The sequence below is a fragment of the Pseudomonas sp. genome, assembly GCF_050739655.1.
Lineage (GTDB): Bacteria > Pseudomonadota > Gammaproteobacteria > Pseudomonadales > Pseudomonadaceae > Aquipseudomonas.
Genome location: NZ_JBOIBY010000008.1, coordinates 1 through 15,962, shown reverse-complemented (window position 1 = coordinate 15,962; position 15,962 = coordinate 1). Strand labels below are relative to the sequence as shown.

The window sequence follows — 15,962 nt, the reverse complement described above, 5'->3', positions numbered from 1 at the left end:
CATTTTGAGCAGGGTTCGCTGGCCGATGCACACCGGTCAACTGGAGGGGATCAACAACCGCATCAAGGTGATTAAGCGTATGGCCTACGGCTACCGGGACAGCGAATTCTTTTTCATGAAGATCAAGAGCGACTTTCCCGGCAATCCGTGAAGAACCTTTTTTATTGCCGTTGATCGTTCCCACGCTCCGCGTGGGAATGCAGCCGGGGACGCTCTGCGTTCCAATCAAGAGCCGAACACGGAGCGTCCCTTGAGGCATTCCTCTCGCTGCGAGTGGGAACGATCTGTAAGTCAAACCATTAACTGAGTGGCTTTAGGCTCTAACCTTTTTTATTGCCGTATTTTTGTGATTCGCAATTGCGCTGTGCGCCTGTGATGTCCCCGGCTAAACTGCCGTTTCATCCGTCAGAAAGCCGCTCATCATGCTTCGTTTATTATTCTGGATCGCCGTGATTGCCGCCGCCGTGTGGTTCTGGCGCAAGTACAAGGGCCAGGCTTCCGCCCCCAAGTCCACTGCCGAGCTGGAAGCGGCGCCGATGGTCCGCTGTGCCCATTGCGGCGTACACCTGCCCCGTGACCGTGCGTTGAGTCTTCAACAGAAGTGGTATTGCAGCCAGGCTCACCTCGAGCAAGGCCCCGGTTCCAGTGATCGCTGAGGCGCCCAGTCACGACGGCAATCAGGCCCAGCGATTGCTGCGCCTCTATCATCTGTACCGTTTGAGCGTCGGCATCACTTTGGTGTTGCTGATTTCCAGCAACATGGACAACCGGTTGCTGACGTCCGCCAATGACGATCTGCTGCGCACTGGAAGCTGGCTCTACCTGGTACTGAATATTCTGCTGGTGGTGTTCCTGGAGAACACTCGCCGCCCGGCCCAACTGTTCAGCCTGGCGCTGGTCGACGTGCTGCTGTTATGCGGGTTGTTCCATGCCGCTGGCGGAGTGGCCAGCGCCATTGGCAATTTACTGATCGTCTCGATTGCCATCAGCAATACCTTGTTGCGACGGCAAATTGGCCTGCTGATCGCAGCCGTCGGTGCGCTGGGCATCGTCACTTCAAGTTTCCTGCTGAGTCTCAACCATACCGCCAACTCCAACGACTATCTGCAGGTCGGCACGCTCGGCGCCCTGTGCTTTGCGGCGGCACTGTTGGTGCAAGGCCTGATCAGGCGCCTGCAAGTCAGCGAATCCCTGGCGGAGCAAAAAACCAGCGAAGTCATCGGCCTCGAAGCCCTCAATGGGCTGATTCTGCATCGCATGCGCACCGGCATCCTGGTACTCGACGATCAGCGGCGCGTGCAGTTAGCCAATCACAGCGCCTTGACCCTGCTAGGCCGCGACCGCCTTGAAGGTCTTCTGATCGACGAGCATTTCCCTTCGCTCGTCGACCGCCTGCATCTGTGGCTCAGCAACCCGACACTGCGCCCCCAAAGCTTGAAAGCCGCCAATAGTGGCGTTGAGCTGCAACCCAGTTTCATTGCCCTGGACACAAGCCCGCAACACCAGACCCTAATATTTCTCGAAGATATCGCCCAAATCGCACAGCAAGCCCAACAACTAAAACTCGCGGCGCTTGGGCGTCTGACCGCTGGCATCGCCCATGAAATCCGCAACCCATTGGGCGCCATCAGTCATGCCGCTCAGCTATTGCGAGAATCTGAGGAACTCAACAGCGCCGATCAACGTCTGACGCAGATTATTCAAGACCACTCTCAGCGAATGAATCGGGTAATCGAAAACGTCCTGCAACTGTCCCGCCGCCAGCAAACCGTGCCCCGGCGGCTCGATCTGAAGCCGTGGCTGCAACAGTTCGTCACCGAAACCGGCGAGGGCGCGACCGAGCGCCAGCAGATTCACCTGAACATTGGCGACGGGGACTTCAAGACCTTGATGGACCCGAACCAACTGCAGCAGATTATCGACAACCTGATACGCAATGCCTGGCGCCACAGCGCGCAACACCACGAGCTGGCGCAGGTCTGGCTTGAATTGTTCATCGATCCCGACAGCCAGTTACCGATCCTCGAAATCCTCGATGACGGTTCCGGTGTGGCGCCCGACCATCAGGCGCAACTGTTCGAACCTTTCTTCACCACCAGTCACCAGGGCACGGGCCTTGGGCTGTATCTGTCCCGCGAGCTGTGCGAAAGCAATCAGGCCCGCCTAGACTTCAAGCCACGCCAAGGCGGCGGCTGCTTTCGCATCACCTTTGCTCACGGACGCAAACAAGGTTGAACATGAGCCCACGGCAAAAAGTCCTGATCGTCGACGACGAACCGGACATCCGCGAACTCCTGGAAATCACCCTGGGACGGATGAAACTCGATACCTACAGTGCGCGCAACGCTGGCGAGGCCCTGGCCCTGCTCAAGCGCGAGCCGTTCGACCTGTGCCTGACCGACATGCGCCTGCCGGACGGCACCGGCCTGGAACTGGTGCAACATATCCAGCGACGCTATCCACAAACCCCGGTAGCCATGATCACCGCTTATGGCAATGTCGACACGGCGATCAATGCGCTGAAGGCCGGCGCCTTCGACTTCCTCAGCAAACCGGTGGATCTGGGCCGCCTGCGAGAACTGGTCACCAGCGCCCTGCTCCTGCCCGCCCCCGGCGTCGCCATCGATCGGCGCTTGCTCGGCGACTCATTGCCCATGCGCAATTTGCGCAAACAAATCGACAAACTGGCACGCAGCCAGGCTCCGGTGTACATCAGCGGCGAATCCGGTAGCGGCAAGGAATTGGTCGCTCGGCTGATCCATGACCGCGGCCCGCGTGCCAACCAGGCATTCATTCCGGTCAACTGCGGAGCGATTCCGTCGGAGCTGATGGAAAGCGAGTTTTTCGGCCATCGCAAAGGCAGCTTCAGTGGTGCCATCGAAGATAAACCGGGCCTGTTTCAGGCCGCCCACGGCGGCACGCTGTTCCTCGACGAAGTGGCCGACCTGCCACTACCCATGCAGGTCAAACTGCTACGGGCCATTCAGGAGAAAGCCATCCGCAGTGTCGGCGGGCAACAGGAGATGGTGGTTGATGTGCGCATTCTTTGCGCCACTCACAAAGACCTCGGTGCCGAAGTCACCGCTGAGCGCTTTCGCCAGGATTTGTACTATCGCTTGAACGTGATCGAACTGCGGGTTCCACCCTTGCGCGAACGCCGTGACGACATCGAACCGCTGGCAACTCAGGTGCTCAAGCGTCTGGCGGCCGACACCGGCCAACCGATTGCAAAACTTCACCCGCAGGCGCTCCAGGCGCTGAAAAGCTACCGCTTCCCCGGAAATGTACGTGAACTGGAGAACATGCTTGAGCGGGCTCACACCCTCTGTGAAAACAAACAAATCGAAGCCGACGACCTGCGGCTGGCTGAAGGTAACTGCACGCCGGAAGGTGGGGTGCCGGATCTGACACAGATCGACAATCTGGAAGCGTATCTGGAAAACGTCGAGCGCCAGCTGATTCTCCAGGCGCTGGAAGAAACCCGCTGGAACCGGACGGCGGCGGCTCAGCGGTTGAATCTATCGTTCAGGTCGATGCGTTATCGGCTGAAGAAGTTTGGGCTGGACTGAAGCTTAAAAGATCGCAGCCTGCGGTAGCTCCAGGAGCAATTACTGCCCTGTAGGAGCTGCCGCAGGCGGCGATCTTTTGATCTTGATTTAAATCCGCCCCATCGGCGCATACGGCGCCGGATCAATAATCGGCGCCCTGCCCAGCATCACATCGGCAAACAACTGGCACGACGCCGGCGCCAGCACTAGCCCATTTCGGTAATGCCCACAGTTGAGCCACAACCCGTCAAACCCCGGTACACGACCAATGTAAGGAATACCCTCGGGCGAGCCAGGGCGCAGACCCGCCCAATGCCCTACCACTTCTGCGTCGGCCAGCGCCGGAATCAACTCCACCGCCGAGGCCTTGAGGCTCTCAAGTGCCGACTCGGTTGGCGTCTTGTCGTAGCCTTCATGCTCCAGCGTACTGCCGATCAGAATATGCCCGTCGCGTCGGGGAATCGCATAGCGCCCTTTGGCAAGGACCATGCTCGGCAGGAAGTCCGCCGCGCACTTGTAGAGGATCATCTGTCCTTTTACCGGCTCGACCGGCAGCGTGAGATCGAGCGTTTTGAGCAAGTCACCGCTCCAGGCACCTGCGGTCAGGACGACTTGATCACCCTGGATAGCACCTGTGGCGGTCTGCACGCCGACGATCTTGTCGCCGTCACGAATAAATCCGCTGACTTCGCACTGTTCATGAATCGTCACGTTCGGCAGCGCCTGCAGCGCGGCCTTGAGCGACTTCACCAGGCGCGGGTTGCGCACGTTGGCGACATCGGCCATGTAAACGGCCCGGGAAAAGCCACCACCCAGCACCGGCACCGCGTCGTGAGCCGCCGAAATATCCACGGCCCGCAACGGACGATTTTCCCGCGCAGCCCAAGCCAGCGCCTCGGCTTCGTCGTCCAGGTCCAGCCAGTACAGGCCAGTGGTATGCACTTCTGGATCGACCCCGGTGGCAGCAAACAGGCGTTCGCCCAGCTGTGGATAAAAGTCCTGTGACCAATGAGCCAAAGCGGTGACTGCCGGGCTATAACGCCACGGATAGAGTGGCGATACGATGCCTCCACCTGCCCAGGACGACTCCTGACCGACGTTCGAACGATCCAGCAATACAACACTCTGCACTTCGGACGCGAGATTGAACGCCGTCAGCAGACCGATTACCCCGCCACCGACGATCACCACTTGCTGTTGCCTGGTCATATTCTGATCCAACCGATAAATAGACAGAGGACGCAAAAGGCGCCCGAAAAGAAAACTCAGCGACCCCAGCAATCCTTTGTAGTCACGCCCGCAGCGGCATTGACCATGCTACGCACACCGGTGTTGGTGATCGTGAAATCTCCGCACTTGTCAGTGGCCATGCTCGTGCCAGCCTTGCGCACGGCGGTCAGCAGGTAGGTCTGGTCGGTCAAAGTCGATGTGATGGTGTAGTAGTCATTACCTTGGCTCAGGCCGGCAGCACCGGTGTAGGCATTTTTTTGCGAATAGAAACGCTCAAGAATCTGCGACTGTTCGGAGAGCAGGCCGGCGACTTCAGTACGACGGCCCTTCTTCAAGTACTCGGTGAAGCTCGGGGCGGCGATGGTCATGACAATCCCGATGATCGCAATCACGATCATGATTTCGATCAGGGTAAAACCGCGGTTGGATCTATGCATGCATCAACTCTCGCTTACTGTATTTGTCGCCACATGATGCGACGGCTGCCGCCGCCGGATTTTTCCACCAGCGTGGTGATGCCGCCACTGGAATCGCTCACGACTTTTCGGGTTGCGCCATTGACGATGGCGTTCAGGGTCGGAATGCCACCGGTAAAGATCACCCCACTGGAAACCGTATCGGTGCTGTCGACCAACCCGTCGTTATTGCTGTCGAGCACGGCGTAATTGAGCATCTTACCGCTGAACGCATCGAGTTCGACCAGTTTGCCGGTACCGAAGCTCGCGCAAGGGTCCGTGGTATCGACACTGGCCGTGGCAAAGACGATCCGTCCAAGTACCAGATTGGCCTGGTTGATCACTCGCTCGCCGGTCAGCGCGCTGTTATACACCAGCGGCAAATACCAGCCCTTTTCCGCCGGATAAGTCACCTCGTTCTGGCTGGTGGTAATGAATTGGCCAGAGCTCCCCGAAAACACCCCGGTGATTGCCTGAGCCTGCAAACTCGACGTGGTGATCTGACCGGAGCCACCGTCCGCGTCCCACACCGCGTAGAACGCCTGTAGATCCTTGTTGCTCTTGTCTGCGGTCTCGTTGAATTTGCCGGTGCCGACAAATACCTCTTTGCCACCCAACGAATTGTCCGCGAGCAATGGCTGCGCGGTAATCGGCTGTGTGGCGCCACCCGCGGTGGTAAACAGTGGTTTGCCACCAAATGCGACTCCCCAGCTATCGGTGCTGGTGCTACTCAAATCGAACTTCCACAACCGCCCTTTCAAGTCGCCACCATAAGCCGCCTGCACCACATTCTGTGAGTTGACCTTGAGCTCGACTGAGGACAAACCGTTGGTGGTTTCAGTGCTGTCGATGACGATTTTCCTGATCAGCGACCCATCGCGAATATCCAGCACGTACAAAGCCGCAACCCCCGAATTACTGCCATAGCCGTTGGAGATGAACGCCGCCCATCGACCGTCGGCCAAGCGTGCCACCTCCGGACGGGCGTAGGCATAACCCAGATCATTGAAAGCGTTCGCGGTACTGGCGGTGGCTGGCGCGCTGATCTCCCACAGTGCCTTGGTCACGTTGCCTGCCGAGGCGTCGAACAGTTGCAGCGCATAGAACGTCCGTCCGCCAGCACCGGTTCCGCCCAGCGCCATGGTTTTCCAGGCACTGTTGAGTTGTGCATCGAACACGCCCACCTGCCCGTCCACCAGAAACTTGTGGCTGACACCGTTGATGTACCCGGTATCGGCGATGTAGCGCAAAGACGGCAGCGCGCTGGAAGGCATGTAGGCATAACGGCGGGTGCCGTTACCGGCATTGATGACGTTCACAAAACCGTCATTGGCATTGACCACAAGACTGGGGCTCATGTTGGCGGACTTGGTGGCCAGGTAGGCGCTGTAGGAAGTGTCACCGGAAAGATCGGAAGCGGTTTTATCCGTCGGTGAGACCAAGGCCAAAGGCGAGTTGATGATGTCTCCCAGCAGTACACTGCGAACTTTCAGACCCGTCTTGTTGGTGCCTTTGCTCCACTCCACCAGATCGCCACCGGTGATGCCGGTGGGTAAGCCTTGATTGAGGATCGCCTGCTGGGCCGTGGAAAAATTGGCATACGCCAGGGTGACTGCTGCGTTGGTTTGACTGTTCCAGGACTGATAAGTCGGCGCCGTTGCGCCCGGCACGATGGCCGAATCGGTGGTCCACAGCACTGAACCGGTATTGACCGCTCCGCTGGCAGTAAAGCCGAAAGCCTTGATTGTTCCGCGCCAGTCCTTGGGATCGTAACTGGTCTGAAAGTAACTGCTGCCGCTGGCGAGGATTGTACCGCTGGTGACACCACTGCCACCGGAACCGGCCTTGGAGGTGATCTCACTCAAGGCAGAGGACAACGCGGCATTGAGCCCGGTGCTGTCAGTGGCCTGGTAATACTTGCCCTGACCGTAACTGGCTGCATCCGAGAGCATCTGATTGGACGAGGTAAAACCTACGGTGTAGGTGTTCATGTTCTGCTTGGGAAAATCGGTGGCGTTCCAGCTTTTGCTCGCCAGATCGGTGCCAGTCGAACGCATGTCGATGTCGAAGGCGAACTTGGCGATGTCATCCAGGTACAGCGTGTCACCTTCGCTATCACCGTTGAGGTTGTCGCCGTCGTTGGCACTGTTGCCGTCCCAGTTCGGCAGGCGCGTGCCACCCAGGGGATCATTGGTGGGAAACGTCCGGTCATAAGTCGGCAAACCATCGGTAATCACCACGCCGTAGTTTTTCTGGCAGCGATACTGGATCGGACTGGTATAGGTAGAGGGCGTCGAGTTGTAGTACGGCGCCATGCCACGCATGTAGCGAGTCACTTCGTAATAGGTTTCCGCCAGCGGCGTATTGGCCACGGCACTCAAGCCGTTGATTGAGTTGATCAGCGCGTTGTAGTTGGCATCCACCGACAAGTCACTGATCGTGCGGGCAATGAAGCCTCCGTTGCCAGGGTTGCTATTGGTGGCCGGGTTGAACGTGGCCAGGCCGATACGCAACGTGCGATTGCTGGTAACAAGATTGGTTGAAACGTCCTGCGCCACGCTGATGCGGTAATCATTGGGGATCGCATTGGCTCCCGTGGTGAAGTCCCGATTGGAACCGTTGGCCAGCCCAAGCAGATACGCCAGGTAATTCGCGGTGTAGCGGGTGTTTCCATTGCCCACTGGGTCAGGCAGCTTCAGGCAAATCGGCGTCAGCCCCAGGAAGCCGCGATAGAACCCGTACCAATTGCCACTGTTCGAGCAACCACCGCGATTGAGGCTCGACAAGGCAATGTTGGAATCACTCATGTCCAGGTTCTGGCCGCTGATACATGAGCCGTTGGAGCTGCATATCGCGATTTGCGCCCGACTGACGGTGGGATCGAACCCCGATGCCCAGATGATGTTGTTCATGCTCCCCGAATCGTCGATCACCAGCATCACGTTCGGCGCCACGGCGGCGGCACTCAACAGCGGCGAGTCTGATGGCGAGAAGGCATAGACCGGCGCCGAGAGATACAGCCCCAAAACAACACCGCACACCAGCCGCCAAAAGCCCATACGCCGCTCAGTACTTCGCATAAATACTCTCCACCACGCTGCGCGAATTGCCCGCGATTCCGACTGCGGTCACCCGGTACAACGTGGCCGAAGTGTTGCTCGGCACGTTCACAGCCGTCAGAGAGATACCGATGTTCTGCACGCCATAAAAGCCAGTACCGGAAGCGATCCAGGTCACGCCCGAGGTGGAATTGAACCCAGCGGCCTTGACGGTCGATGACTCCGCCGGTGGCGCGCACTGACTGGTGCCGCTGCACACCGCCAATGTATAGCTGTCGAGCTGCACCGCGCTTTCACCCACACGCAGCACAGCTTCGGCACTCTGGAACGACTGATTGCGCAAGCTCACACTGCCGGCCATTTTTTCCTGCAGGGTGGCGTTCTGCATCGATGAGATACCAATCAGCGTCAGCAAAAGCAGGAACACCAGGCTAACCAGCAACGCCATGCCGCGCTGGGTATGAGAAGCCATGGAAGTAGAGTTCATCGCCCCCCCCTCATGGCAGTCGGTTGCGCAGAGCGGCAACCACATTGAAGGTTTGATTGCTCACACGATTACTCGGATCGGTGAGCGTCAGGCTCAAACGAACGCTGCGAATTCGTGCAGGGTCAGACGGATTGCTGCTGTAGCTGGAAGCGGCCGAATCGGCAACGGAACTGGCGAGGCCGAAGCTCACATCGAAGGCAATGACGTTATCCACCAACACTTGCTGAATCGGTGTGCCCCTGCCGACGCCCATCGTCAATTGACCGTTCTTGAAGCGGTAAACCAAGCGCCGGATGGGAAATGCCAGTTGCCCTGATGCAGGTACCTGCGAGTCGACGTAAGCCGTCGAACTGTTTCGACAGTCAGAAATCACCGTCCAGGCCGGCTTCCCCCCGCTGTTACCGACATCCGCTGTCACCAGGGTCAGATCTCGAGCGGCGTTATCCCAGCTGATCGGGGTGATTTGCGCCGCGCTGAAATCACCCGCCGAATTGGCGACCGTAATCGTTCCCAGGCAGCCGAACATGCCTACCATGCGGATTTCCTGAATCATCTTGCTCAGCACGAAACGCGCGTCTTCCTGCATAGATGCAGCGGCGTTCTGGCTGACATAAGTGTTTTTGGAAGCAATAAAAACCTGCACCACGCCCAGCACCACGATCAGGCTCAAGGCCAGGGCGATCAGCAACTCGATCAGGCCGAAGCCTCTTTGTATGCGGCTCATGGCGTCGATACCGGGTCGACGGCCGCGCGACTGGTGAGAACGAAGCTGCGACGAGCATTGGCAGTATTGGCGGCCCGGGAGTCGTCCCAGGTGATGGTGATGGTATACACCCGCTGATTGAGAGCGATGCTGCCGGTGGCGGTAGGGCCACCGAAATTGATGATATTGCTGGTGAAGTCGTAGAGGTCCTGATCCCGGGCGATATTCAAGTTGCCCGACGTTGGCGGCGTTACGGTGTAGTCAGCGGCAGCGTTGGCGCGGATGCGGTCCATCATGTCATAGGCGATAAAACTCGCTTGGCTGGTCATGCGCGCACTGTCGGTGTACTTCAGCGCATTCAATTGAAAGGATGCGGCCCCCAGAAGCCCCACGCCCAGTATCAACAACGCAACCAGAACTTCGATCAACGTCATGCCGTCCTGGGCATGCTTGCTCCATTGCCTCATCCGCAACTTCCACCCAATAGAATTCGTCCGTTCAGACACACGTTCAGCGTCCTGCTTTGCGTCCCCAACACATAACTGATCACCACCGCCGTGGACGATGACGACAGCCCGCCCAGATTGTCGAAATCGATGGCGGTGACTCCTGAGGTTAGCGTCAGGGTCGCACCGCTGCTCATCGCTGGAACAACCCGCAATACATTGGCCGGCGTGGCGGTACTGTCATAGATGGCCAATTCCCCGGTCCAGATGGCCGCGCCCGCCGTCGGACGCAGCCGTGTCGCCACACCCCGATCAATGGCCTCGAGGCGGGCAAAATTCAGCCCACGTTGCAGGTCGCCGATCTCGGTGTCGGCCTTTGTCGCTTGCGCCGACCGGGTAAACGCCGGGACGGCCAAGGTGATCAACACCAGAAAGATCCCCAGCGCGACCAGCAACTCGACCAGAGTGAAACCTTTTGAAGGATGTTCCATCGGTGCCCTCCGTTGCCGTCGGCTATACCTGCAGTTTCACGCTAGAACATTCGACCGCCCTAGCGCGGTTGAATTGCCATTGCTCGTGCACGGAGCGCACGGGCCCTCATACGCCAGGGAGGCAATGCCATGCATCAACGAGGTTTCAGCCTGATCGAACTACTCATGGGACTGACGATTGCCGGGATTGTTCTGCATTTGGTCAGTCCGGCGTTTGCGGCACTGGCAGAATCGAACTATCGAGAGGAGGCGGCGAGATCACTGGCAGGTGGTATGCGTAGCGCAAGAAGCGAAGCGATAGCGCGTAATCAGACCGTAGTCATTCACAGCATCGACGGCGACTGGGGCCAAGGCTGGCGGATCATTCTGGATATCAGCGGCAAGGGTTATGAGGACGATAGCAATCCGTTGATTATCGAACGTCGGAGCGGCACTGGGGTTCCGATTTTCGGCAATCGGTATGTTAAGAAGTCAGTCGGTTTCGGCCCTATGGGTGAACCAGTACACGGCGGATTTCAATCAGGGACGTTCCATATCTGCGCAAAACGCGAAGCAGTGAGCCAGCACCAGGTGGTGCTGGCTCCGAACGGTCGCATCAGCTTGCGAAACAACAAGACTGAAGTGCCGTTATGCGGAGGAAATAATGGATCAAAGCAGGGAGCGAACGCGTAGTTCTTTAGGCATGGAGAACGTAATGTTCTCCTCGCGACCCGCCAACTCGTCGGCACCGGTGGCACCCCAAGCCTGCAATTGTTGGATCACGCCACGCACCAGGACTTCCGGTGCAGAGGCACCTGCCGTAATACCGATGCGCTCAACACCATCGAACCAGCTTTTTTGCAGGTCTTCGGCGCCATCGATCAGGTACGCCGGCGTGGCCATGCGTTCAGCCAGTTCACGCAGGCGATTGGAGTTGGAGCTGTTGGGACTGCCAACCACCAGCACCACATCGCATTCATCGGCCAATTGCTTGACCGCGTCCTGACGATTTTGCGTGGCGTAGCAGATGTCATCCTTACGTGGTCCGCCGATGGCGGGGAAACGGGCCCGCAGGGCATCGATGACTCGACTGGTGTCGTCCATGGACAAGGTGGTTTGAGTCACGAACGCCAGCTTTTCGGGATTGTGCACTTGCAGCTCGGCGACATCTTTCTCGTCTTCAACCAGATAGATCGCACCACCATTGCTGGCATCGTACTGCCCCATGGTGCCTTCGACTTCCGGATGACCGGCGTGGCCGATCAGGATGCATTCACGAGCGTCGCGGCTGTAGCGTGCCACCTCGATGTGAACCTTGGTCACCAGAGGACAGGTGGCATCGAACACTTTCAGACCACGGCTGGCGGCCTCGGTACGCACCGCTTGGGAAACGCCGTGGGCGCTGAAGATCACGATCACGTCGTCCGGCACCTGGTCCAGTTCCTCGACAAAGATCGCGCCACGGTTGCGCAGGTCTTCAACGACAAACTTGTTGTGAACCACTTCATGGCGCACATAGATCGGTGGCCCGAAGACTTCCAGGGCGCGGTTGACGATTTCGATCGCCCGGTCCACACCGGCGCAGAAGCCACGGGGGTTGGCGAGTTTGATTTGCATGCTGTGCCTCGTGTCTTGCCCTGTAGGAGCGAGCTTGCTCGCGAAAAACTAAAGGACAACGCGTTAATTCATAAAAACGCGTATTCGTTAACGATCATCGCGAGCAAGCTCGCTCCTACAGAAAAGCAGTTACAGCGCTTTGACGGAGATGATTTCCACGTCAAAGGTCAGCGTCTTGCCGGCCAGCGGGTGATTGAAGTCGATGGTCACTTGCGCGTCGTCGAACTCTTTCACCACGCCCGGCAATTCAGTATTGGCCGCATCATTGAAGATCACCAGCAAACCCGGCGACAGGTCCATGTCCTGGAACTGCGAACGCGGGATGACCTGCACGTTTTGCGGATTAGGCTGGCCAAAGGCATTTTCCGGCTCAATGCTCAGGGTACGCTTGTCACCTGCCTTGAAACCGAACAGCGCTGCTTCGAAGCCTGGCAACAGGTTGCCATCACCGACCTTGAAGGTCGCCGGAGCTTTATCGAAGGTACTGTCTACCGTGTCGCCATTCTCCAGGCGCAATGCGAAATGCAAGGTGACTTCCGTGTTCTGGCTAATACGTTGTTCAGCCAATACCTGTTCAGTCATGAACGGTTTCTCCGGTTTTCTTACTTTTGAACATATCCAGTGCCAGCATCACAGCGCCGACAGTGATTGCACTGTCAGCAAAGTTGAACGCCGGGAAATACCAGCGGTTCTGCCAGTGCACCAGAATGAAATCGATCACATGGCCCAGGGCAATGCGGTCATAAAGGTTGCCCAGCGCACCGCCCAACACCAATGCCAGGGCGACGGCCAGCCAGGTTTCATTGCGACCCAGGCGCTTGAGCCAGACCACCAGCACCCCGCTGACCACCACGGCGATCAGTGCGAACAGCCAGCGCTGCCAGCCGGAGCTGTCGGCCAGGAAGCTGAATGCCGCGCCGGTGTTGTAGGCCAGGGTCCAGCTGAAGTAATCGGGAATGATCACGATCTGCTGGTACATCTGGAGCCTGCCTTCAAAGTAGAACTTGCTGGCCTGGTCGATGACCAGGACCAGCAAACTCAACCAGAGCCAACTCAGCCGTCCAAAACGGCCAACGGCATTAGGCATAATGACGAACCTCGCCAGCACCGCCGATGTTGTCGACGCAACGGCCGCAGATTTCCGGGTGCTCCGGGTTCACACCAACGTCTTCACGGCAGTGCCAGCAACGGGCGCACTTGGCGTGAGCCGACTTGACGATTTTCAGCTTCAGGCCGCTGACTTCGGTCACCACGGCATCGGCCGGAGCCTGCACGAACGGCGCAACGCTGGCGGTGGAGGTGATCAGCACGAAGCGCAGTTCGTTGCTCAACTTGGCCAGGTCGGCGCTCAGGGCGTCTTCGGCAAACAGCGTCACTTCAGCTTGCAGGTTGCCACCGACGGCCTTCGCCGCACGCTGGATTTCCATTTCCTTGTTGACCGCGACCTTCACGGCCATGATGCGGTCCCAGTACGCGCGATCCAGCTCGAAGCCTTCAGGCAGTTCGGTCAGGCCTTCGTACCAGGTGTTGAGCATCACCGACTCGTTACGCTCGCCCGGCAGGTATTGCCACAGTTCGTCAGCGGTGAACGCCAGGATCGGCGCGATCCAGCGCACCAGCGCTTCGGAGATGTGGAACAGCGCGCTCTGGCACGAACGGCGGGCCTTGCTGTCGGCGCCAGTGGTGTACTGGCGATCCTTGATGATGTCGAGATAGAAGCCGCCCAGCTCCTGCACGCAGAAGTTGTGGATCTTCGAGTACACGTTCCAGAAGCGGTATTCGCCGTAGTGCTCTTGCAGCTCGCGTTGCAGCAGCAGGGTACGGTCCACGGCCCAACGGTCCAGTGCCAGCATTTCTTCGGCCGGCAGCAGGTCGGTGGCCGGGTTGAAGCCGGTCAGGTTCGAAAGCAGGAAGCGCGCGGTGTTACGGATACGCCGGTAGGCGTCCGCACTGCGTTGCAGGATCTGCTCGGAAACCGCCATTTCGCCCGAGTAATCGGTCGAGGCTACCCACAGACGCATGATGTCGGCGCCCAGGGTGTCGTTGACTTTCTGCGGCGCGATCACGTTGCCCAGGGACTTGGACATCTTGCGGCCGGACTCGTCGACCGTAAAGCCGTGAGTCAGCAGTTCGCGATACGGTGCGTGGTTGTCGCTGGCGGAACCGGTCAGCAGCGACGAGTGGAACGAGCCACGGTGCTGGTCCGAACCTTCCAGGTACAGGTCGGCGCGCGGGCCGGTTTCGTGGCCCATCGGGTGCGAACCACGCAGGACGTGCCAGTGGGTGGTGCCCGAGTCGAACCAGACGTCCAGGGTGTCGCTGATCTTGTCGTACTGCGGCGCTTCATCGCCCAGCAGTTCGGCGGCATCCAGCTTGAACCAGGCTTCGATGCCTTCGACTTCGACGCGCTTGGCAACTTCTTCCATCAGCTCGACGGTACGTGGGTGCAGTTCGCCGCTTTCCTTGTTCAGGAAGAACGGGATCGGCACGCCCCAGTTGCGCTGACGGGAGATGCACCAGTCCGGACGATTGGCGATCATCGAGTGCAGGCGCGCCTGGCCCCAGGCCGGGACGAATTTGGTGTCTTCGATGGCCTTGAGCGAACGCTGGCGCAGGGTGTCGCCGGTGGTCGGCTGCTTGTCCATGCCGATGAACCACTGCGCGGTGGCGCGGTAGATCAGCGGGGTCTTGTGGCGCCAGCAGTGCATGTAGCTGTGTTCGATGACGGTGGTGTGCAGCAGCGCACCGACTTCGGTCAGTTTGTCGACGATGGCCGGGTTGGCCTTCCAGATGAACTGGCCGCCGAAGAACTCCAGCGACGGCACGTAAACGCCGTTGCTTTGTACCGGGTTGAGGATGTCATCGTTGACCATGCCGTATTTCTTGCAGGTCACGAAGTCGTCCACGCCGTAGGCCGGAGAGGAGTGAACCACACCGGTGCCGGCGCCCAGTTCAACGTAGTCGGCCAGATATACCGGCGACAGACGGTCGTAGAACGGGTGACGGAAGTTGATCAGTTCCAGCGCCGAACCGTTGGCGGTAGCGATCACCGAGCCTTCCAGCGAATAGCGCGCCAGGCACGACTCGACCAGTTCTTCAGCCAACACCAGCAGTTTGCCGCCGACGTCGACCAGGGCGTAGTTGAATTCCGGGTGAACGTTCAGCGCCTGGTTGGCCGGAATGGTCCACGGGGTGGTGGTCCAGATAACGATCGAAGCAGGCTTGGCCAGCGATGGCAGGCCGAAAGCGGCAGCCAGCTTGGCTTCATCGGCAATCGGGAACGCCACGTCGATGGTCGAGGACTTCTTGTTCTCGTACTCGACTTCCGCTTCGGCCAGGGCCGAACCGCAGTCGAAGCACCAGTTCACGGGCTTCAAGCCCTTGAATACGAAACCGCCCTTGACGATTTCGGCCAAGGCGCGGATTTCACCGGCTTCGTTCTTGAAGTCCATGGTCTTGTACGGGTTGGCGAAGTCACCCAACACGCCCAGACGGATGAATTCGGATTTCTGCCCTTCGATCTGCTCGGTGGCGTACGCGCGGCACAGTTCGCGGGTCTTGTCCGCGCCCAGGTTCTTGCCGTGGGTCACTTCGACCTTGTGCTCGATCGGCAGGCCGTGGCAGTCCCAGCCCGGAACATAAGGCGCGTCGAAGCCCGACAGGGTCTTCGAGCGGATGATCATGTCCTTGAGAATCTTGTTCAGTGCGTGACCGATGTGAATCGTGCCGTTGGCGTACGGAGGACCGTCGTGCAGGACGAACTTCGGACGATCCTTGCCAATCTCGCGCAACTTTCCGTACAGGCCAATGCTGTCCCAGCGCTGCAGAATCTGCGGTTCGCGCTGAGGCAGGCCGGCCTTCATTGGGAAGGCGGTGTCCGGAAGGTTTAGCGTGGCTTTATAGTCGGTCATTTAAGGCTCTTCATTAGCGATGGGCGCTAGGTGCGG

The 15,962-nt window shown here is 58.8% G+C and carries 16 protein-coding genes; 5 read left to right on the top strand and 11 right to left on the bottom strand.

Annotated features, from left to right (window positions below):
• From ACRESJ_RS00500 to ACRESJ_RS00485, 4 genes are all read left to right on the top strand, one after another.
• On the top strand, positions 1-151 hold a 151-nt coding region (locus tag ACRESJ_RS00500), incomplete at its 5' end, for a transposase (RefSeq protein WP_431756120.1).
• A gap of 271 nt (positions 152-422) precedes the next feature.
• Positions 423-656: a PP0621 family protein gene (locus ACRESJ_RS00495; protein ID WP_431756118.1), complete on the top strand. Its 234-nt coding sequence runs from the start codon at positions 423-425 to the stop codon at positions 654-656.
• Complete coding sequence (locus ACRESJ_RS00490) at positions 646-2,235, top strand: sensor histidine kinase (protein ID WP_431756117.1); 1,590 nt, start codon at positions 646-648, stop codon at positions 2,233-2,235. Before ACRESJ_RS00495 ends, ACRESJ_RS00490 begins: the two co-directional genes overlap by 11 nt.
• A 2-nt stretch (positions 2,236-2,237) precedes the next feature.
• Positions 2,238-3,569: a sigma-54-dependent transcriptional regulator gene (locus ACRESJ_RS00485; protein WP_431756116.1), complete on the top strand. Its 1,332-nt coding sequence runs from the start codon at positions 2,238-2,240 to the stop codon at positions 3,567-3,569.
• A gap of 87 nt (positions 3,570-3,656) precedes the next feature.
• On the opposite strand, the gene thiO is transcribed toward ACRESJ_RS00485, so the two are convergent.
• The 7 genes from thiO to ACRESJ_RS00450 are packed head-to-tail and all read right to left on the bottom strand — an operon-like array spanning position 3,657 to position 10,419.
• Positions 3,657-4,757, bottom strand: a complete 1,101-nt coding sequence (gene thiO, locus ACRESJ_RS00480) for a glycine oxidase ThiO (protein ID WP_431756115.1) — start codon at positions 4,755-4,757, stop codon at positions 3,657-3,659.
• A 56-nt stretch (positions 4,758-4,813) separates the two neighbouring features.
• Positions 4,814-5,215 (bottom strand): type IV pilin protein, encoded by a 402-nt coding sequence (locus ACRESJ_RS00475; protein ID WP_431756114.1) that lies wholly within the window; start codon positions 5,213-5,215, stop codon positions 4,814-4,816.
• A 14-nt stretch (positions 5,216-5,229) separates the two neighbouring features.
• Positions 5,230-8,313, bottom strand: coding sequence for a pilus assembly protein (locus ACRESJ_RS00470; RefSeq protein ID WP_431756113.1), 3,084 nt, complete (start codon positions 8,311-8,313; stop codon positions 5,230-5,232).
• Positions 8,300-8,779 carry a pilus assembly PilX family protein gene (locus ACRESJ_RS00465; RefSeq protein WP_431756112.1) on the bottom strand — a complete coding sequence of 160 codons (480 nt, stop codon included), beginning with the start codon at positions 8,777-8,779 and terminating at the stop codon, positions 8,300-8,302. Before ACRESJ_RS00465 ends, ACRESJ_RS00470 begins: the two co-directional genes overlap by 14 nt.
• Before the next feature lie 10 nt (positions 8,780-8,789).
• On the bottom strand, positions 8,790-9,503 hold the full coding sequence (locus tag ACRESJ_RS00460) for a PilW family protein (protein ID WP_431756111.1): 714 nt from the start codon (positions 9,501-9,503) through the stop codon (positions 8,790-8,792).
• The gene (gene pilV / locus ACRESJ_RS00455) at positions 9,500-9,949 is read right to left on the bottom strand and encodes a type IV pilus modification protein PilV (protein ID WP_431756110.1); all 450 of its coding nucleotides are present in this window, start codon (positions 9,947-9,949) and stop codon (positions 9,500-9,502) included. Before pilV ends, ACRESJ_RS00460 begins: the two co-directional genes overlap by 4 nt.
• Positions 9,946-10,419, bottom strand: a complete 474-nt coding sequence (locus tag ACRESJ_RS00450) for a GspH/FimT family pseudopilin (RefSeq protein WP_431756109.1) — start codon at positions 10,417-10,419, stop codon at positions 9,946-9,948. The genes pilV and ACRESJ_RS00450 overlap by 4 nt, the downstream gene beginning before the upstream one ends.
• 129 nt (positions 10,420-10,548) lie before the next feature.
• Between ACRESJ_RS00450 and ACRESJ_RS00445 the strand changes: the two genes are divergently transcribed.
• A complete protein-coding gene (locus ACRESJ_RS00445; RefSeq protein WP_431756108.1) occupies positions 10,549-11,091 on the top strand; it encodes a GspH/FimT family pseudopilin in 543 nt (180 codons plus the stop codon).
• Here the strand turns inward: ACRESJ_RS00445 and ispH are convergent.
• From ispH to ileS, 4 genes are all read right to left on the bottom strand, one after another.
• Positions 11,068-12,015: a 4-hydroxy-3-methylbut-2-enyl diphosphate reductase gene (ispH, locus tag ACRESJ_RS00440; protein WP_431756107.1), complete on the bottom strand. Its 948-nt coding sequence runs from the start codon at positions 12,013-12,015 to the stop codon at positions 11,068-11,070. The genes ACRESJ_RS00445 and ispH overlap by 24 nt on opposite strands.
• A gap of 129 nt (positions 12,016-12,144) precedes the next feature.
• Positions 12,145-12,582 carry an FKBP-type peptidyl-prolyl cis-trans isomerase gene (fkpB, locus tag ACRESJ_RS00435; RefSeq protein ID WP_431756119.1) on the bottom strand — a complete coding sequence of 146 codons (438 nt, stop codon included), beginning with the start codon at positions 12,580-12,582 and terminating at the stop codon, positions 12,145-12,147.
• A gap of 7 nt (positions 12,583-12,589) precedes the next feature.
• Positions 12,590-13,102, bottom strand: a complete 513-nt coding sequence (lspA, locus tag ACRESJ_RS00430; RefSeq protein ID WP_431756106.1) for a signal peptidase II — start codon at positions 13,100-13,102, stop codon at positions 12,590-12,592.
• A complete protein-coding gene (gene ileS, locus ACRESJ_RS00425) occupies positions 13,095-15,926 on the bottom strand; it encodes an isoleucine--tRNA ligase (protein WP_431756105.1) in 2,832 nt (943 codons plus the stop codon). The genes lspA and ileS overlap by 8 nt, the downstream gene beginning before the upstream one ends.
• Positions 15,927-15,962: the final 36 nt, after the last annotated feature.